This window comes from bacterium, assembly GCA_024742285.1.
GTDB lineage: Bacteria > Myxococcota_A > UBA9160 > UBA9160 > UBA4427 > UBA4427.
Window position 1 is genome coordinate 58595 of record JANSYR010000018.1, and the last position, 17536, is coordinate 76130.

At 69.4% G+C, this 17536-nt stretch carries 18 protein-coding genes; 7 read left to right on the forward strand and 11 right to left on the reverse strand.

Features of this window, described 5'->3' with window-relative positions:
* Positions 1-11: 11 nt before the first annotated feature.
* The 4 genes from NXI30_25015 to metF form a co-directional block, all read right to left on the reverse strand.
* The gene (locus NXI30_25015) at positions 12-1652 is read right to left on the reverse strand and encodes a hypothetical protein (GenBank protein ID MCR9097492.1); all 1641 of its coding nucleotides are present in this window, start codon (positions 1650-1652) and stop codon (positions 12-14) included.
* Positions 1653-1654: 2 nt separating this feature from the next.
* Positions 1655-2308: a hypothetical protein gene (locus tag NXI30_25020; protein ID MCR9097493.1), complete on the reverse strand. Its 654-nt coding sequence runs from the start codon at positions 2306-2308 to the stop codon at positions 1655-1657.
* A gap of 500 nt (positions 2309-2808) precedes the next feature.
* Complete coding sequence (purN, locus tag NXI30_25025; GenBank protein ID MCR9097494.1) at positions 2809-3444, reverse strand: phosphoribosylglycinamide formyltransferase; 636 nt, start codon at positions 3442-3444, stop codon at positions 2809-2811.
* A gap of 28 nt (positions 3445-3472) precedes the next feature.
* Complete coding sequence (metF, locus tag NXI30_25030; GenBank protein MCR9097495.1) at positions 3473-4339, reverse strand: methylenetetrahydrofolate reductase [NAD(P)H]; 867 nt, start codon at positions 4337-4339, stop codon at positions 3473-3475.
* A gap of 135 nt (positions 4340-4474) precedes the next feature.
* Between metF and NXI30_25035 the strand changes: the two genes are divergently transcribed.
* From NXI30_25035 to NXI30_25045, 3 genes are all read left to right on the forward strand, one after another.
* Positions 4475-5437, forward strand: coding sequence for a carbohydrate kinase family protein (locus tag NXI30_25035; GenBank protein ID MCR9097496.1), 963 nt, complete (start codon positions 4475-4477; stop codon positions 5435-5437).
* Positions 5438-5489: 52 nt separating this feature from the next.
* On the forward strand, positions 5490-6617 hold the full coding sequence (locus tag NXI30_25040; protein ID MCR9097497.1) for an NAD(P)/FAD-dependent oxidoreductase: 1128 nt from the start codon (positions 5490-5492) through the stop codon (positions 6615-6617).
* Between the two features lie 68 nt (positions 6618-6685).
* Positions 6686-7378: a DUF4166 domain-containing protein gene (locus tag NXI30_25045; protein ID MCR9097498.1), complete on the forward strand. Its 693-nt coding sequence runs from the start codon at positions 6686-6688 to the stop codon at positions 7376-7378.
* Between the two features lie 42 nt (positions 7379-7420).
* Here the strand turns inward: NXI30_25045 and NXI30_25050 are convergent, their stop codons facing one another.
* Entirely contained in the window at positions 7421-8245 is an 825-nt protein-coding gene (locus NXI30_25050; protein ID MCR9097499.1) for a protein phosphatase 2C domain-containing protein, read from the reverse strand.
* 177 nt (positions 8246-8422) lie between these two features.
* Here NXI30_25050 and NXI30_25055 point away from each other — a divergent pair, with 177 nt between their 5' ends.
* On the forward strand, positions 8423-9145 hold the full coding sequence (locus tag NXI30_25055) for a hypothetical protein (protein MCR9097500.1): 723 nt from the start codon (positions 8423-8425) through the stop codon (positions 9143-9145).
* Between the two features lie 16 nt (positions 9146-9161).
* Here the strand turns inward: NXI30_25055 and NXI30_25060 are convergent, their stop codons facing one another.
* On the reverse strand, positions 9162-10100 hold the full coding sequence (locus tag NXI30_25060) for an acyl-CoA desaturase (protein MCR9097501.1): 939 nt from the start codon (positions 10098-10100) through the stop codon (positions 9162-9164).
* 298 nt (positions 10101-10398) lie between these two features.
* On the opposite strand from NXI30_25060, the gene typA reads away from it, so the two are divergent.
* Both typA and NXI30_25070 read left to right on the forward strand, forming a co-directional pair.
* Positions 10399-12207: a translational GTPase TypA gene (gene typA, locus NXI30_25065; protein ID MCR9097502.1), complete on the forward strand. Its 1809-nt coding sequence runs from the start codon at positions 10399-10401 to the stop codon at positions 12205-12207.
* Positions 12208-12472: 265 nt separating this feature from the next.
* Positions 12473-13315 (forward strand): phytanoyl-CoA dioxygenase family protein, encoded by an 843-nt coding sequence (locus NXI30_25070; GenBank protein ID MCR9097503.1) that lies wholly within the window; start codon positions 12473-12475, stop codon positions 13313-13315.
* Between the two features lie 21 nt (positions 13316-13336).
* On the opposite strand, the gene NXI30_25075 is transcribed toward NXI30_25070, so the two are convergent.
* The 4 genes from NXI30_25075 to thrH all read right to left on the reverse strand — a co-directional run bounded on the left by NXI30_25075 (position 13337) and on the right by thrH (position 15532).
* Entirely contained in the window at positions 13337-13600 is a 264-nt protein-coding gene (locus NXI30_25075) for a hypothetical protein (protein ID MCR9097504.1), read from the reverse strand.
* 109 nt (positions 13601-13709) lie between these two features.
* Positions 13710-14447, reverse strand: a complete 738-nt coding sequence (locus NXI30_25080; protein MCR9097505.1) for a carbonic anhydrase family protein — start codon at positions 14445-14447, stop codon at positions 13710-13712.
* 128 nt (positions 14448-14575) lie between these two features.
* Positions 14576-14890 carry a hypothetical protein gene (locus NXI30_25085; protein MCR9097506.1) on the reverse strand — a complete coding sequence of 105 codons (315 nt, stop codon included), beginning with the start codon at positions 14888-14890 and terminating at the stop codon, positions 14576-14578.
* Between the two features lie 30 nt (positions 14891-14920).
* A complete protein-coding gene (gene thrH / locus NXI30_25090; GenBank protein MCR9097507.1) occupies positions 14921-15532 on the reverse strand; it encodes a bifunctional phosphoserine phosphatase/homoserine phosphotransferase ThrH in 612 nt (203 codons plus the stop codon).
* 176 nt (positions 15533-15708) lie between these two features.
* On the opposite strand from thrH, the gene NXI30_25095 reads away from it, so the two are divergent.
* The gene (locus NXI30_25095) at positions 15709-16491 is read left to right on the forward strand and encodes an undecaprenyl-diphosphate phosphatase (protein MCR9097508.1); all 783 of its coding nucleotides are present in this window, start codon (positions 15709-15711) and stop codon (positions 16489-16491) included.
* Between the two features lie 9 nt (positions 16492-16500).
* On the opposite strand, the gene NXI30_25100 is transcribed toward NXI30_25095, so the two are convergent.
* On the reverse strand, positions 16501-17466 hold the full coding sequence (locus NXI30_25100; GenBank protein MCR9097509.1) for a LysR family transcriptional regulator: 966 nt from the start codon (positions 17464-17466) through the stop codon (positions 16501-16503).
* Positions 17467-17536: the final 70 nt, after the last annotated feature.

Consider the following 17536-nt stretch of genomic DNA (forward strand, 5'->3'; position numbering starts at 1 on the left):
CGACTCGCAGTCTAGTCGTACAACCCGTCGATCTGCCAGCGCTTCGTCTTCCAATCGAAGGCCAGCCGGAGGACCGTGCCGTCGTCGAGTTCGACGTCGTAGTGGTCGACGGCGAAGTGTGCGGCCTCCGACCACCAATGGCCGGTCGTTCGCCACGGCCCCGCCGTCTTCACGATCTCCCCCTGTCCGAGTCGGCAGCGGAGATGGGCCGGGCGTCCGTTCACGAGGTGGACCTGGGCACGAACGGCGGGGCGAAGTGCCCGCATCGAGAGGCGGGGCCCCCGCCGCGGCGGCGCGGAACGCGCGGGGGTGGCCTCGGACCTCACCCGCCGTGCGGGGCGCGCGCGCTTCGGGGCCGCGACGCGCGCAGGCTTTCGGAAGGGCTTCAGCCCGAAGGCGTCCGGGCGATGGGTGTCGACGATCTCCGGGGCGCCGACGCGACCCTCGCCACAGATCGAGGCGAGCTCGGCGAGGGTCTGGTCGAGATCGCTCGGGCTCGGTCCGCGCGGCAGGAAGAGGTCGAGCTGCTCCCGACGAAGCGGGAGCCCTTCGCAGAGCAGCGTCACGCTCTCGATGGGCGCCATCGGCGGGGCGCGCTCGACGGTCAGCCGCAGCAGGCGCAGGAGGACCCGTTCGTCCTGGGAGGGCGTCGCGACGCCGATCCGTCGGCTCTGCCGCGCGCCGTTCTCGAGCTGGAGCCCGAGGCGGAGCTCGGTGCAGCCGAGACCGCGCAGGGCGAGGCGTTCCGTCATGCGCGAGACGAGCCCGCGCAGGACGAAGGTGAGCGGCTCGAGGGAAGCGATCGGGGCTTCGAGGTCCTGCCCCTCCTCGAGGGTCGTCGTCCGGGGCTCCGGAATCGGGGGCTCCTGCTCTTCGCCGCGCGCGCGGGCGACGAGTTCCAGCAGCTGGGGGCCGACCCGCGCGGCGAGGTCGCGGCGGGGCAGGCGCAGCAGCTCGCGGACCCGGCGTACACCGAACCGTGTCAGTGCCTCCGCCGTCCGGTCGTCGGGATCGAGGAGGTCGATCGGAAGCGGTTCGAGGAATGCGACCTCGCGCTCGTGGGGGAGGACGCGCGTGGTCGGGACTTCCGGGGTCTCCGGGGTCTCCGGGGTCTTCGAGGTCTCCGAGGTGTTGGAGGCGAGCCGGCGATGCATCGCCGCGAGCGCGAGGTGTCGCGCGGCGAGGCGGGAGACGCCGCGGGTCGAGGCGATCGCGACGAAGCCCGGGATCCCGGCGCGCTCCGCCCGGGCGTGGAAGACCGAGGCGAAGCTCGACTCGTCGCCGTGGAGCGCGGTGGTCCCGCTGGCATCGACGAAGACGACGCCTTCGGAGGCGAAGATCCCCGAGGCTCTCGGCGCCGCTTCGGCACGCGGCGCGAGCGAGAGGGCGACGTCGAGCAGCGCTTCCCGGGCCGTGCGTTCGAGAACGGGAGAAGCGACCCGGACCTCGATGTCGGGACACACGGCCCGGGCCTGGGGCAGCGTCTGCCCGGGACGGACGGCCTGCTGCGCGGCCCGCTCGGCGACGGCGACGATCTCCGCCCGGTTCCCGGGACCGCTCGTGATCACGAGCGGCCGTTCCCGGAGCTCGGGCTCCGCCCGCAGTGCGGCCTGGAGGGGGAGGTCGGGGACGAGGAGACAGCCGACGCGCACGCCTAACGATCTCCGAGCGGAGAGGAAGCGAACGTCGCGCGGAGGGCGACCTTCTCGCCGGTCGGCCGGCTGCGGTGTCGTCGCAGGACCGCCTCGGTCTCGATCGATTCGAGGAGGTGGGGAGGCTCGCTCCAGCCGACGCGACGCGGGCGCATCTCGAGGACGAGCTCGGCGCGGGAGCCCGTGGAAGGCGCGTCCGAGAGGGCGACGAGGGTCGTCCTCGTCCCCGCGGCGAGGCGTGCGAGGCGCAGCCAGGTCACGTCCTTCGGAGCGGGCCGGCCCTCCAGGCGGAAGAGATCGAAGACCACGAGCTCGAAGCCCTCGGTCCGCATCACGCGTTCGCACGCGCGCAGAGCCTCGTTCTCGTCCCGCGCCCGGACCCAGAGCAGGCGGTCCAGGGTCCCGTCCTCGTCGCCGCGGGCGCGGATCGTCTCCAGGGCCGAGTCGGGATCGAAGGCGTCCGCCAGGTCGATCCAGGCCGCGAGAACGCCGCTCGCGAGCGCTTCCGCGACCAGCGCCTGGGCGACGGCGGTCCGGCCGGAGCTGGGCGCGACGGCGGCTCGAGGGGCACCCGGAGAGACCTCCGTCGGGCCACAGATCTCCGACAGGCGCCCGATCGGGAAGCCGCCTCCGAGCAGCCGGTCCAGGGGCGCCACGCCGGTCGGCTGCCAGCGCGGGGCGTCGGCGACCGCGCGTGCGGAGCCTTTCTGGATCTGGGAGCCGAGGTCGACGAGCAGGGCCTCGAGGGCTTCGCTGCGTCGTTCGGGGAGTGCGTTCAGGCTTCGACGGGCGGACTCGACCGACGACTCGGTCGATCCCTCCCGATTTCCTTCTCCTCGCCTTCTCCCTCCCTGCCTCCTCCGACCCGGGGAGAGACCCTCCCGACCTGCCGCAGTGGCAGCGCCGGGGTGGAGGGGGGCGGCGGAAGAGAGAGGGTCGGCGGAAGAAAAGAAACGGGGCCTGGGGGCACTCCTTCTCCGATTCCGATCACGGGGGGAGCCTTCGGGACCTCTGACCCGTCCGACCGGGGAGTCGGAGGGCGCGGGGGGCATGGCGCTATTTTCGCTTCGTTTTCGCCCCCGTCAAGGCCAGCAGGTAGAAAGCCAAGGCCAGGAGGTAGAAAACCAAGGGGAATGCAAGGCGTGAACGGCGGTGCTCAGCCCTCCGCGATTCGGGTCCGCCCGTCCTCGATCGTGACGCGTCCTTCGGCGATCAGCCGGATCGCCTGGGGGACGAGCTCGCGCTCCTTCGCCTGGACCCGGGCGGCGAGGGTGTCCGGCGTGTCGTCGTCGCGGACCTCGACCGTGCCCTGGAGCAGGATCGGTCCCTCGTCGTACTCCTCGCTCGCGTAGTGGACGGTCGCCCCCGTCAGCTTCACGCCCTTCGCGAGGACGGCTTCGTGCACGTGATGACCGTAGAAGCCCTTGCCCGAGAAGGCGGGGACGAGCGCGGGGTGCACGTTCAGGCACTTGCCCTCGTAGCGTCCGCGCAGCTCGAAGATCGAGAGGAAGCCGAGCAGGCAGACGAGGTCCGGGTCGTAGGGCGCGAGCGCCTCGTGGAGCGCGTCGTTGAAGGCGGCCCCGTCCGCGTACTCCCGTCGCGGGACCGCGATCGCCGGCACGCCGCGGCGTTCCGCCCGCTCGAGGCCGAAGGCACTCTTCTTCGAGGACACGACGCAGACGACCTCGGCGGGGAGACCGGCGTCGATGTGTTCGAAGAGGTTCTCGAGGCTCGTGCCGCTGCCGGAGAGCAGGACGGCGAGCCGCAGCGGAGGCGTCGCAATTCCAGCCACGGTCACCACTCCAGACGACGGCGCCACGCTAGTCGAAGAGGTTGTGGTGGATCTCGCGGGAGGCGGGAGATCGGTTCAGCGTGAAGAGGTGGATTCCGGGCACGCCGTGCTCGATCAGCTCGCGGCACTGCTCCGTCGCCCAGCGCACACCGAGGGCATAGGTCGCCTCGTCGTCCCCGTCGACGCGGTCGAGCTCGGCGTTCAGCTCGTCCGGGAAGGACGTGTTGTTGACGCCGGCCATGCGCCGGATCCCCGAGACCGTCGCGATCGGCATGATGCCCGGGATGATCGGGCACTCGATCCCCGCCGCGCGCGCCGCCACCTCGAAGTCGAAGAACTTCTGGTTGTCGAGGAAGAGATTGCTGATCACGAACTCGCAGCCGGCGTCGACCTTGCTCTTCAGGTGGATCAGGTCGGTCGCCAGATCCGGCGCTTCGGGGTGGATTTCGGGGGAGCAGGCCCCGCCGATCGTGAAGCCGCCGCGCGCGGCGATGAACTCGACGAGCTCGTTCGCGTAGTCGAAGGCCTCCGGCGGATTCACGAAGTCCGGGTCGTCCTTCGGCGGGTCGCCGCGCAGGGCGAGGATGTTCCGGACCCCGCCCGCTTCGAGCTGGTCGAGGATCGCGGTGACCTGTTCCGGGCGGTAGCCGGTGCAGGGGAGGTGACACATCGTGACGAGGCCGATGTCACGGGTGATCTCGATCGTCAGATCGACGGTCTTCTCGCGGGTGGTGCCGCCGGCGCCCATCGTGACCGAGACGAAGCCCGGATCGAGCTGCTTCAGCTCCTCGATCGTCCGGAAGAGGGAGCGGTAGCCGGCGTCGGTCTTCGGAGGGAAGAACTCGTAGGAAAGGATCGGTCCGCTCGCAGTGGCGTAGATCTCGGTGATGCCCATCCGGGAACCGTAGCATCGCTCTCGCCCGCGGTTCGCCGACCGTTGACGCCCCGCGCCCCACCGGCGAGACTGCCGCCCCTCGCGACGGTCCCGTCGCCGCTTCCCAGCCCATCCGATCGCCCTGGAGCCCCGCCCATGTCCGTTCTCGTCACCGGATCCGTCGCCGTCGATCACATCATGGTCTTCGAGGACCATTTCCGGAACCACTTCGTGAGCGACAAGCTCGAGAAGCTGAACGTCGCCTTCCACGTCCCCGAGATGACGAAGAAGTTTGGCGGGACCGGCGGGAACATCGCCTACAACCTGGCGCGGCTCGGAATCGATCCGTTGCTGCTCGCCGCGGTCGGTCCCGACCTCGGCGCCTACGGCGACTGGATGGATCGGAGCGGCGTGCGCCGCGACCACCTCTACGTGATCGAGGACGAGTACTGCTCGGCGTGCTTCATCACGACGGATGCCGGGAACAACCAGCTGATCTCGTTCCATCCCGGCGCGATGGATCGCGCGCACGAGAAGAAGATCGCGGACGTCGACGAGGACTTCTCGGTCGGCATCGTCTCGCCCAACGGTCGGCAGGCCATGATCGACTACGCGCGGGACCTGAAGGCCGCCGGCAAGCTCACGGTCGTCGATCCGGGGCAGGGCCTGCCGATCCTCGACGAGGACGACCTGATCACGGCGCTCTCCGGGGCCGCGGTCTACATCGTGAACGAGTACGAATGGGAGCTCACCCGCGAGAAGACGGGCCTCGACGAGGACGGTGTCGCGGAGAAGGTCGGCGCGCTGATCGTGACCCGGGGCGAGGACGGATCGCTGCTCCGCAAGGGCGGCCTCGACTGCGGGATCGTCGTCGAGAACGAACGGACGGAGATCGCGCCGGTCAAGGCGGCCGAGGTCGTCGACCCGACGGGCTGCGGCGACGCGTATCGCGCCGGCCTCCTCTACGGGATCGCGAACGGGCTCTCCCTCGAGACGGGCACCCGCCTCGGCAGCCTGATGGGCGCGCTCAAGGTCGCGCGCAGCGGGCCGCAGGGGATCGAGCTCGACCTCGCCGGGATCCGGAGCGAGTACCGGAGCGTCTTCGGCGAGGACTTCTGATTCGCTCTCCTCTCGCTCCTCTATTCGCTCTTCCGCGGGATAGGGTCCGGGCATGGCCGAGGACGGATTCGACGTCGTCGTGATCGGAGCCGGGGTGGTCGGCCTCGCGATCGCCGCGCGCCTCGCCTCGGAAAGGCGGTCGGTCCTCGTCCTCGAACGGGAGACCGGGATCGCGCGCGGGGTCACGAGTCGCAACAGCGAAGTGATCCACGCGGGGATCTACTATCCGGCAGAGAGCCTCAAGGCCTTGTCCTGCGTGGAGGGGCGTGAACGGCTCTACGCGTGGTGCGAATCGCGCCGCGTCGATCACCGCCGGACGGAGAAGCTGATCGTCGCGACGGCGCCCGCCGAGGTTCCCACCCTCGAGTCGCTCCTCGACAAGGGACGCACCAACGGCGTCGTCGGCCTCGAGCTGATCGACGCGTCCGCGTGTCGGGCGCTCGAGCCGAGCGTGCGCGCCCATGCGGCGATCCGCTCGCCGGTGACCGGGATCGTGGACGCGCACGGGTTCTGCGCGAGTCTGCTCGCCGAGGCGGAGGCGAAGGGCGCGATCCTCGCCGTGGCGAAGAACGTCGTCGGCCTCGCGCGAGGGTCGGCGGGCTGGCGAGTCGAGGTCCGAGCCGAGGGCGAGCCGAGCGTGGAGACGATTTCCGCGGGGAGCGTCGTCGACGCCGCAGGTCTCGACGCGGATCGGGTCGCCGCGCTCGCCGGTATCGACCTCGATGCCCACCGACTCCGGCAGCATCCCTGCAAGGGGGACTACTTCGTCCTCGGACCGGGCAAGGCCGTCTCCACCTCGCGGCTGATCTATCCGGTCCCGCAGCAGGCCGGCCTCGGGATCCATCTCACCCTCGACCTCGCGGGGCGGCCTCGCTTCGGGCCGGACGCGACCTATGTCGAGAGCCGGGACGACTTCGAGGTCGAAGCGACGAAGGCGCCGCGCTTTCGAGAGGCGGTCGCGCGCTACCTGCCGGACCTCGCCGACGCGACGCTCTCGCCGGACTACGCCGGCATTCGTCCCAAGCTGGCGGGCCCGGGGGAGGCGTTTCGCGACTTCGTGGTCGAGGAAGGCAGCGACTGGGGCGCCCCGGGATTCATCGGATGTCTGGGGATCGAGTCCCCGGGACTCACGGCCGCGCTCGCGCTCGCCGAGCGCGTGGCCGGCCTGCTCTCCGCTTGACGGCCTCGAGACGGGACCGTCCCGCTTCGACGCTCATTCCGTGCCGGCGGTCGGCCGATCCGGTCACCATGACGTCCGACGCCAGGGAATCCATTGTTCGACGGGCGCTCGGCGCCGACTTCGAGAAGCTCCATCCCGAGCTCCGAAAGCGACATGCGTTCGCGAGCGCCGACGGGGTCTACTCGGTCGGGACCGGAGTGATGGACCGGATCTGGACGGGGTCGATTATCTTCAGGCCCTTCCTGCTGATCGGTTCGATGCGGAACATCATGTTCCCCGAGAGCGGCGAGAACGTTCCGTTTCGGATCGAGTGTTGGGCCTACCGAGATCGATTCGATCGCGAGACGATCTCGCTCAACCGGAGCTATGGCCTGCGACGGGCCCGGCGCTTCGACGAGTACGTGGTCGACGTCCCCGATTCGCCCTCGCTGATCATCTACGTCGGCAGCCACCAGCACCTCGCCGTCGACATCGCGGTGTCCTCGAGCGAGCGAGGTGGAATCGAGTTCAGGACCGGGCGACAACGCTTGATGCTCGGGCCCTTCCGGCTTCCCTTTCCCCTCTTCGCCTCGGCGGAGGCCGTCGTCCACGAGTGGTACGACGAAGAGGCCGCCGAGTTCCGGATCGATGGGCGCGTCCGGAATCGTCTCTTCGGTGACGTGTTCGGAGCGGTGGGTCGATTCCAGGCCTCGGTCGAGGCGATTCCTGCGGAAGGCGTCCCGGCGCGGATTCGACCCGTGCGTGAGGAAGCGCGCTGGTAGGGGATCTCGCTCTACGAGCGGATCGGACGCCCCGCTCGGCGTCTAGCCCTCCAGCCAGAGCACCGAACAGCCCATGTTGTCGCCGGCCTTCTGGCTCCGGTGGGCGTGCATCGCGGTCTCGACGACCGTGCGGCAGGTGTCGACGGCGCATCGATCGGCCGGTGCCTCCAGGGCGACGTGGCCGACCGCCGTCTGCACCGCCGAGGCCGGGTCGGCGACGCCGATCCCCGGCTCCGAGAGGCCGTCGGTCGCGAGCACGACCGCGCGCAGGTCGGAGAGGCTTCGCATTCCGATCTTCGCGTACTGGTCGAGGAGCTCCGGACGGGCTTCCTCGTACCCGAGGAAGGGCGTGAACTTCCAGGACGGGTCGCGGCCGCCGAGCTCGATCGCGTAGCCGCTGTCGACGGCGAAGAGGTGGCTGTCGCCGACGGAAAGGTGGAGCAGGAGATCGTCCTGCGGCCGGACGAGGGCGGCGACGAAGGTCGTCGGGGCCGGCGGGAGCTGGTTGCGACCGGCGACTTCGAGGATCGCGCGGTTGGCGGCCATCAGCGCTTCGATGCCCTGTTCGCGCCAGGCGGCTTCCCCGACCGCCGGAGACGAGCCGCTCGTCCATGCGGACGCGAAGCGTTCGAGCAGGATCTCGACCGCCGCCTCCGAGCCGAGCTCGCCGTGGTGTCCGTCCGCCGCGATCGCGAGGCTCCCGCCTTCACCGAGCGCGAAGGCGACGCAGTCCTCGTTCGGATCGGTATGCGAGTAGGTCTTACGCGCGCCGCCGCGCGAGAGCGCAACGGCGGCGCGGGGCAAGCCTTCGAGCTCGAGTCGGCCGATCTGTTGATGGTCGCGTCCACGAAGGAAGGCGGTCTGCATGGTGGGGGTCGGCTCTCTCGAATCCATGTCGGTCGTGAGGAAGTCGGTTGCGAGCGAGGTAGTCGGTCGTGAGGAAGTCGGTTGCGAGGAAGTCGGTTGCGAGAAAGCGGCGCGAGGCCACGATGAACCGATCGGATCAGAGGCGTTCCTCTCGGGTCCATCGGGAGATTACCCCCGATGACGTCGATTGGGATCGCGCGACGCGGGATGCATCGGATATGTTGCGTCCACCGCCGCGCCGCCTCCCTCGCGCGCCGGATCGAGGAGCATCCCATGGGTGGCTCGAGCGACGCCGGAGTCGAGCTCGCTTTCGCGATTGCCCACGAGGTCGGCAACCACCTCGGCGGTATCCGTCTCCAGGCGCACATGCTCGACGACGAGCTCGGCGCGCGGGAGATGGCCGAGGCGTCGGTGCTGATCGACGCATTGGCGGGGCGATCCGGGCCGCTCCTCGCGTTGCTCCGGCCGCTGCTCTCCGACGATTGGCGCAGGGCAGGGGGAGACTCCTGGGCCGGCGTACTCGGTCGTGTGGCACGGCAGATCGAGGCCGAGGGGACGCGTGGCGTTCGTTTCGAAGTCGCGGGTGTCCTCGAGACCGAGGTGGCTGCTCCGGACTTCGACTGGGTCCACCCGCTCCTGATCGCCCTCGTCGAGTCGACCCTCGCCCACGTCGCGGATCGCGGCGCCGACGCGAGCGTTCGACTCGAGCTCGTCACCGAGGGGGACGGCGTCCGGCTGGACCTCGTCGACGATGGGGCGGTCGAGGATCTGTCGGCAGCCGCTGCACGACGAGGACGTCCGCTCGCGGTTGCGATCGCGCGCGAGCTCGTCGGTCGCAGCGGCGGTCGCGTCGAGACCGACACGAGTGAAGCGAGCACGCGCGTCGGCATCCATTTCTGAACCCGCCTGCGGCGGATCAGGCGGCGAGCGAGGTCCGGGCGGGCTTCTGCCTGGGGTGGACGACGCTCGTCGGGGGCTCGCGGATGTCCCAGACGAGGCCGACGGCCTGGAAGGCGCGCAGCACGTAGTAGGTGACGTCGATCTCCCACCAGAAGAAGCCCTGGCGTGCGGAGGCCATGTAGTGGTGGTGGTTGTTGTGCCAGCCCTCGCCGAGGGTGAGCAGCGCGAGCCAGAGGTTGTTGCGCGAGTCGTCGCCGGTCTCGTAGCGCTGACTGCCCCAGCGGTGGGCCAGCGAGTTGATCGTGTACGTCGAGTGCCAGAGCAGCACCGTCGAGACGCAGAAGCCCCAGACGAGTCCGGCAAGGCCGTCGATCGCATAACAGAGGAGCGCGAGGGAGATCGGCACGACGATGTGCCAGCGGTTCAGCCAGACGAGCTCCGGGTAGGCGCCGAAGTCGCGGATGCGATCGAGCTCGGTTTCCTCGAACTCCCCCGAGAAGATCCAACCCTGGTGGGACCACCAGAAGCCCTTGCGCGGGGAGTGGAGGTCGCCCTCCTGATCGGAGTACCGGTGGTGGCGGCGATGGCCGCCGGCCCACCACAGGGGTCCTTTCTGGACGGCGGCGCAGCCGAGAACGGCCAGGCCGAACTGGAAGGCGCGGCTCGTCTTGAAGGTCTTGTGTGCGAAGTACCGGTGGTAGCCGGCGGTGATCCCGAAGAGGCGTGCCCAGAAGAGGCCCAGGCAGAGGGCGATCTCGAAGGCGCCGACGCCGGTGTAGAGCGCGACCAGACAGCCGGCGTGGATCGTCCAGTACACCATCGACGGGATGGCACCGAGTCGGCTCCAGAGGCCCTCGGTCTCGACGTCGCCTTCGGGGCGCGGCGGGGCCTGCGGCGCGCTGCGCTTCTGCTCTTCATCGGAGATCGGGATCGAGGCGATCGCGGATTCGCTCACGGAAGCTCCTTCGGGGGCGAGCAGAACCTACGAATCCCATCGGGCGACAGCATCGCGGAGAGGGTGAAAGTTCCGTCAAAACGGGCTTTCCCGAGGCTTTACGCTACTTTGCCGCCGCCTCGACCGGGGGGACGAGGCCCACCCCGAAAACACTTCGCGCGCGACTCCGAGTCGATTCCCGTCCGAGCGGCGGCATCGACGAGCTTCGCCTTCGACCGCCTCCGACTCGGCCGCGCGTCCATCGCCCACGGCTCGCGCCCCCGCACGGGGCGCGTGCACCCTGCGAGATCCAACCATCATGTCCGAGTCCGGTGTCCGAGAGGACCTGCGCAACGTCGCGATCATCGCCCACGTCGACCACGGCAAGACGACCCTCGTCGACGGCCTGCTGAAGGCCTGTGGCGCCTTTCGCGAGAACGAGTCCGTCGAAGACCGGGTCATGGACTCGGGCGACATCGAGAAAGAGCGCGGGATCACGATCCAGAGCAAGAGTACCGCCGTCGTCTACGAGGGTGTGCGCATCCAGCTCGTCGACACCCCCGGCCACGCCGATTTCGGGGGCGAGGTCGAGCGCGTGCTCGGAATGGCGGATGCGGCGTTGCTCCTGTGCGACGCGTACGAAGGCGTCATGCCGCAGACGCGCTTCGTGCTCCGCAAGGCCCTCGACCACGGGCTTCGACCGATTCTGGTCGTGAACAAGATCGACAAGCCAGAGGAACGCGCCGAGCAGGTGGTCGACGAGGTCTTCGACCTGCTCGTCGAGCTCGGGGCCGACGACACGCAGCTCGAGTTTCCGGTCGTCTACGCCTCCGCCAAGCAGGGACTCGCGACGACCGAGTACGGTGGCGAGATGAAGGACCTCGTCCCCGTGCTCGAGACGATCCTCGAGCACGCCCCGCCGCCGAAGGTCGACGAGACCGCCCCGCTCCAGTTCCAGGCCGTGACCCTCGGCTACGACTCGTTCGTCGGCCGTCTCGTGATCGGTCGCGTGGTGCGCGGGAAGATGAAGCGCGGTGCGCCGGTGGTTCGCGTGGGCGAAGAAGGCGTCCTGGACAATTTCCGGATCACCAAGCTCTTCGGCACGCTGGGCACCGACCGCGTCGAGATCGAGGAAGCCCGCGCGGGCGACATCGTGATCGTCGCCGGCGTCGACTCCATCCAGGTCGGCGACACCGTCTGCGAGCCGAACCAGATCGACGCGCTGCCGCGGATCGCGATCGACCCGCCGACGATCCGGGTGAGCCTCTCGGTCAACAACTCGCCCTTCGCCGGGCGAGACGGCAAGTACGTCACGAGCCGACAGATCGGCGAGCGCCTCGAACGGGAGGGCATGTCGAACATCTCGATCGTGATCGAGCGGACCGACAAGCAGGACACGTTCGCGGTCTCGGGCCGTGGCGAGCTCCAGCTCGCGGTCCTGATCGAGACGCTCCGTCGCGAGGGCTACGAGTTCGCGGTCTCGCGTCCCGAGATCATCGTCCAGGAAGTCGCCGGCAAGCAGTGCGAACCCGTCGAGGAGGTGGTGGCCGATGTGCCCGAGACCGCCGCCGGCTCGGTCATGGAGAAGCTCGCCCAGCGCAAGGGCCGCATGGATACGATGGAGCACCACGGCGATCGTGTGCAGATGCGCTTCATCGTCCCCAGTCGCGGCCTCTTCGGCTATCGCGGCGAGTTCCTGACGGACACCCGAGGCGAAGGCATCCTCTACCGAACGGTCCAGGGATTCGAGCCCTTCGCCGGCGACCTGCCGGGCCGGAACGTCGGCCCGGTCGTCTGCACGGACCTGGGCAGGACGACGCCCCACGCGATCTTCAAGATCCAGGAGCGGGCGACGCTCTTCGTGCCGCCGGGCGTCGACGTCTACGAGGGCCAGATCGTCGGCGAGAGCCGCCGCGCCGGCGACCTCAACGTGAACCTCACGAAGGCGAAGAAGCTCGACAACATGCGCGCCTCCGGTCGCGACGAGAACGTGATCATCACGCCGCACAAGAAGCTCACGATCGAAGAGGCCCTCGGCTGGATCGAGGACGACGAGCTCCTCGAAGTCACGCCGGTCGATCTCCGCCTTCGAAAGAAGGTGCTCTCCCAGAGCTTCCGGAAGCGCTGAGGCGAAGCGGCCCGGGCTGGTCGTCCGACGACCGGAGCGCCGTCGCGAGGGCCGGAGGAGATCCGTCTCGGTGACGATCGCCTCGAGGCGCTCGGCGTCGTCGAGGATCGGCAGGCACCCGAAGCGTCCCTGCAGCATCCGGGAGACCGCTTCCTCGAGCGGCGCCTCGGGCGCCGGCGTGCTCTCGGGTCGCCCGCCGAGCGCCGGTCGTCCGTGCCTTGACCCCGGCCCGCGCCCGCGATTCACTCCGGGCCCCGGAGCCCCATTGGACACGCACCTCCTCGAGCTGACCGACGACGAACGCAAGCGCTACGAAGAAGACGGCTTCTTCGCGCGCGCTTCCGTGTTCGGTCCCGAGGATCTCGAGCGGCTCCGGGCGGCGGCCGAGCGCGTCGCCGCGAGCGCGAAGCGGGCGGCTCTCGCCAAGGCCGAGGCGGTCGAGCGCGCCGAGGCGTCCGAGGGCGACGACTATCGGATCGACGGCAACCGCTACGTCGAGGCCGCCGATGCGACGGTGCAGTACGAGCACGACGAAGGCAGCGAAACGATCCGCGTGATCGAGCCCTTCCACCACCTCGACCCGGTCTTCGAGACCCTCGTCGAGGATCCCCGGCTCGTCGTACCGCTCTGCGGCGTGCTCGACGCGGATCGGATCGCGCTCTGGACCGACAAGCTCAACCTGAAGCGTCCGCGCGAGGGCTCGGGCTTCCGCTGGCACCAGGACTCACCGTACTGGAGCCACGTCTGCTCCCACTGCGACCAGCTTCCGAACGTGATGATCACCCTCGACGACGCGGATCGGGGCAACGGCTGCTTTCGCGTGATCCGCGGGAGCCACGCGAAGGGCTTCCTGCCCGGCATCCACGACGGCACCGCCCTCGGCCCGCTCTTCACGGATCCCGAGGTCTTCGACGAGCGCGACGAGTGGCTCGCGGAGCTGCCGGCGGGCAGCCTCGTCGTGTTCAGCGCCCACACCGTCCACGGCAGCCAGCCGAACGAGTCCGACCGCGCGCGGCGCGCGATCGTCCTCACCTACCAGCCGGCGGACGAGTCGATGTTCAAGCTCGAGGGCGTGAAGAACTTCGAGAAGCCTGCCGCGCGCACCTGAGCGGGACGCGCGGCCCCTGACTCAGAGCAGCTTCCGGAGGTCCTTGAGGCCGGTCTTGATCTCATCGACGAGGAGCTCGGCGGCCTCGCCGATGTCTTCCAACGCCTCCGCGCCTTCGCGCCCGAGCCGTTGGAGATGGGCCTCGAGCTTCTGCCACTTCTGCTCCGCCTCGTGCCAGGCGTCCTCGGCGTCCTTCTTGCCGAGGTCGAGCTGTACGCGCAGCTCGTCGCGTTTCGTCTTGAGGTCTTCGAACTCCTGCTGAAGGCGTTCACCGAGATCCGACATGCTTCGCTCCTTTCGTCGCGGGACCCAGGGGCCTTCGCGTGGTCGCAGCATCGTTCCGGTCGGGCGGGCGTCAAGGGCCGTGCGATGGATCTTTCCCGGTGCCGAGGCGCTAGCCGCCGTCGATCTCGCGTCCGTGGAGCGGCTGCACCGGCCGCGCGTTGCCGCCCTCGAGGACGAGCAGGCGGACCACCTGCTCGGGCGAGACCGTCGGGTGCTCCGAGAGGATCAGCCACTGGATGCCTTCGTCGTAGGGCGCGGTCGTGAGCGATCCCTCGTAGGAGTAGAAGTGCGTCTCGTCGGGGAACAGCTTCGAGACGTCGAGATGGCCCTCCAGGTCGACGCGGCCGATGTCGCGCGGGGCGTCCTGCAGGATGCGCTCGAGGAACGGGTTCGGCGGGCCGACGTCGAAGAGGAGGCCGAGGACGAGCGCACGGCCCTCGCCGTCGTGGTGAACCAGATGGAGTTCGACCGGGAAGCGGCGGTGGGCGATCAGGTGCTCGGACGGCGTGTGGAAATGGAGCTGCTCGAGGGCGTAGTGGCGGCCGTCGAACTCGACCTCGCTCCCCGGGTCGTACTGCATCTCGATCGTGTGATCACGGTGGATCAGGTGCTCCGCCGTGTCGGCGTAGTGGATCGCGATCTCGTGCTGCTTCGCGCTCTTCGGGGGCGTCGCAGGCAGATCGATCGGAGACTGGAGATGGATCCCGTCTCGCGGCTCGATCGTCGCGGCGGCGAAGAGCGTCTCTTCGGCGAGGCTCGGGGTCGCGAGCGCCGCGCAGGAGAGGGCGAGGGCGGGGAAGAGCCGGCCGGGACGCGGCAGGCGGTGGCTTCGAGTCGGATTCGGCATGGATGGACTCCGGCGCGCGGACCCGGCGACTTGCATGGGCGCTCGCGCGACAGGCGCATCGCGACGGCATGAGCCGCACGCGAGCGAGGTCGTTCTGGGCGTGTTCCTGGCTGGGTGGGGCTCGCCGATCAGGCGAGGGGCGGGGCGCGCGGGATCATCCGTCGCAGGTGGCGACGGTCGATCAGGGTGCACACGCGGGCGAGGAGACTCGTCGCGCGGACGCGGACCAGGCGCTCGCTGAGACTCCGGTCGACGTGGCCGTCGTCCTCGAGCTCGACTTCGAACTTCTCGGTCTCGTCGTCCTCGGCGAGGACGTTCTCGGGCAGGTCGCTCGTCGCCTCGTCGGCGGCGAAGACCGGCGCGGCGAAGGCCAGCGAGAGCAGGAGGATCAGCCCGACCAGCAGCGGACGATCGGTGCGGAACCGTCTCTCGTCTCTCTGCATCCTCGTCTCCTGCCTCGACCCGCCCCGGCCCTAGAGGTCCCGGAGCGACGCCTTCGCGAACTCCGCCTGGAGCTCGTCGTATTCGCGCGCGACCGGGAATTGCGGGAACTCGTCGATCACGTTCTGCGGCGGTCGGAAGAGGATCCCGGCCTCCGCTTCGGAGAGCATCGTCGTGTCGTTGTACGAGTCGCCGGTCGCGATGCAGCGGAACTTGAGCGAGTGGAAGGCCTTCACCGAGGCCCGCTTGGGGTCGGGCTGGCGGATCAAGTAGTTCGTGATCATCCCCTCGCCGTCGATCTCGAGCTTGTGGCAGAGGATCGTCGGCCAGCCGAGCTTGCGCATGAAGGGCTCGGCGAACTCGTAGAACGTGTCCGAGAGGATCACGACCTGGAAGCGCTCGCGCAGCCAGTCGAGGGCCTCGGCGGCACCGGGAAGGGGATCCATCCCGTCGATCACTTCCTGGATGTCGCCGATCCCGAGCTTGTGCTCGCGCAGGATCTCGAGTCGCTGGGTCATCAGCTCGTCGTAGTCCGGGATGTCGCGGGTCGTCGCCTTCAACGCGTCGATTCCCGTTCGCTCGGCGAAGTTGATCCAGACTTCGGGGATCAGGACCCCTTCGAGATCGAGGCAGGCGATTTCCATGGGCCGGGTTTTAGCAAGCCGCTGGGGATTGCGCTTGAAAAACGCCGCCGGCCAACCGATTCGGTACGCTCGGCGTCGCGCCTCCCCCCGGCTGCGTTCCTGCCGCAACGATCCGTGGCAGATCGCCCCGTGCCTCGGCCGCGGCCGACCGGACGGACTGGAGAGAGGGAGAACGCTTGGACCCGATCGAAGCCCTGCTGCTCGGCCTCGCCCAGGGACTGACCGAGTTCTTTCCGGTCTCGAGCTCCGGACACCTGGCGATGCTGCAGGCCCTCTTCGGGGGGCGCGAGTCCGGCGGGCTGCTCTTCGAGGTCGGGGTCCACGTCGCGACCCTCTTCGCGATCGCGTTCTTCTATCGCGCCCGGATCGCGGAGCTCCTCCGCGGGTTCTTCGCGCGGGAGCGGGAGACCCTCGAGTACGTGGGGAAGCTGGCGGTCGGGACCGTGCCCGCCGTCGTCGTCGGACTCGGCGCGAAGGACTTCATCGATGCGCAGTTCTCGAACCCGTCGAGGGTCGGGGGGCTGCTCCTCACCACCGGCGTGATCGTGATGAGTACCCGCTGGACGGCGCCGAAGGCGACCGCGGAGGTCCCGTCCTGGGGAGCGGCGCTCCTGATCGGGTGCGCGCAAGCCTTCGCGATCCTGCCCGGGATCTCGCGCAGCGGCTCGACCGTCGCGATGGCGCTGCTGCTCGGCGTGGCTCCGCTCGCCGCCGCCGAGTTCGCGTTCCTGCTCGGGATCATCGCGATCGCCGGGGCGGCGGTCCTGATGCTCCCGGACCTCCAGAGCGCGGACCTCAGGGCCATGACGGATCTCGCGATCGGCGGTGCCGCGGCGCTCGCGTCGGGCCTCGTCGCGATCTGGCTCTTCGTGCGGATGCTCGATCGGAGCCTCTTCCACCACTGGGCCTGGTACTGCTGGGGGGTCGGCGGGGCGTTCGTGCTCTGGTCGCTCGGCTAGACCGGCCGCCTAGCGTCCCAGATACCGCGATTCCGAGGGCCGTCCCTCGGTCGGGAGTCCGGCGTCCCAGGCGGGCTCCCCGCCGAACTCATCCACCAGCCAGTCGATCATCGCGCGCACCTTCGGCGAGAGATGCCGGCTCTCCGGATAGACGGTGTAGACCGCGCTCGTGCGCGTGGTCTCCTCGGGCAGCACCGGGACCAGTCGTCCCGCCCGGATGTCGTCGGCGGTCAAGAACGTCGGCAGGTAGACGAGCCCGAGATTCGCGAGCGCCGCGTTGCGGAGAGCATCGCCGTTGTCGGCGTAGAACGTGCCGCGCGTCTCGATCCGGCGGCCGTTCCGGAAGGCCCAGGTCTCGCTCGGGCCGTGGTAGCCCATGCAGTTGTGGTGGGCGAGATCGTCGGGGCGCTCGATCGGCGCCGCGTTCTCGAGGTAGGTCGGAGAGGCGACGATCAGGCCGCGCATGGGGCAGACCTCGCGGAGGACGTAGCTCGGGGTCCGCGGGCGGCCGATCCGGATCGAGAGGTCGATCCGTTCGTGGACGAGATCGACGCTCCGGTCGGTCAGCTCGAACTCGACCTGGACGGCGGGGTAGCGAGCGAGGAAGCCCTCGAGCCGGGGCGCGACGACCATGTGCCCGAAGGACATGGGGGCGGCCAGGCGGATCACGCCGGAAGGCGCCGCCTCGAGGCGGCGGATCGAGAGCTCGGCGGCCTCGGCCTCCTCGCCGACGCGCTGGCAGTGGGCGAAGAAGATCTCGCCCACCTCGGTCAGGCTCATCGTCCGCGTCGTGCGCCGCAGGAGCTGGGCTCCCAGACGGGCCTCGAGACCCGAGATCTCCCGGCTGACGGAGGCCTTCGAGAGACCGAGACGGCGCGCGGCGGCCGTGAAGCTGCCTTCCTCGACGACGCTCGAAAACACGAGCATGGCCGCGACGTTGGCGACGGGGTTGCGTTCGATCACATTGTTGCTCAAGGGAAACAACCTTGTTCGAAAGGGCGCATTGTCTCGGGTGAAGACTAGGCCGAAATTCTTCCCCACGCGC

Excerpts from the sequence above, each read along its gene's own strand:
- NXI30_25045 (MCR9097498.1), top strand. The coding sequence starts at position 6,686 with ATGACGTCCGACGCCAGGGAATCCATTGTTCGACGGGCGCTCGGCGCC.
- NXI30_25055 (MCR9097500.1), top strand. The coding sequence starts at position 8,423 with ATGACGTCGATTGGGATCGCGCGACGCGGGATGCATCGGATATGTTGC.
- typA (MCR9097502.1), top strand. The coding sequence starts at position 10,399 with ATGTCCGAGTCCGGTGTCCGAGAGGACCTGCGCAACGTCGCGATCATC.
- thrH (MCR9097507.1), bottom strand. The coding sequence starts at position 15,532 with ATGGAAATCGCCTGCCTCGATCTCGAAGGGGTCCTGATCCCCGAAGTC.
- NXI30_25075 (MCR9097504.1), bottom strand. The coding sequence starts at position 13,600 with ATGTCGGATCTCGGTGAACGCCTTCAGCAGGAGTTCGAAGACCTCAAG.
- NXI30_25035 (MCR9097496.1), top strand. The coding sequence starts at position 4,475 with ATGTCCGTTCTCGTCACCGGATCCGTCGCCGTCGATCACATCATGGTC.
- NXI30_25050 (MCR9097499.1), bottom strand. The coding sequence starts at position 8,245 with ATGCAGACCGCCTTCCTTCGTGGACGCGACCATCAACAGATCGGCCGA.
- NXI30_25040 (MCR9097497.1), top strand. The coding sequence starts at position 5,490 with ATGGCCGAGGACGGATTCGACGTCGTCGTGATCGGAGCCGGGGTGGTC.
- NXI30_25080 (MCR9097505.1), bottom strand. The coding sequence starts at position 14,447 with ATGCCGAATCCGACTCGAAGCCACCGCCTGCCGCGTCCCGGCCGGCTC.
- metF (MCR9097495.1), bottom strand. The coding sequence starts at position 4,339 with ATGGGCATCACCGAGATCTACGCCACTGCGAGCGGACCGATCCTTTCC.
- NXI30_25085 (MCR9097506.1), bottom strand. The coding sequence starts at position 14,890 with ATGCAGAGAGACGAGAGACGGTTCCGCACCGATCGTCCGCTGCTGGTC.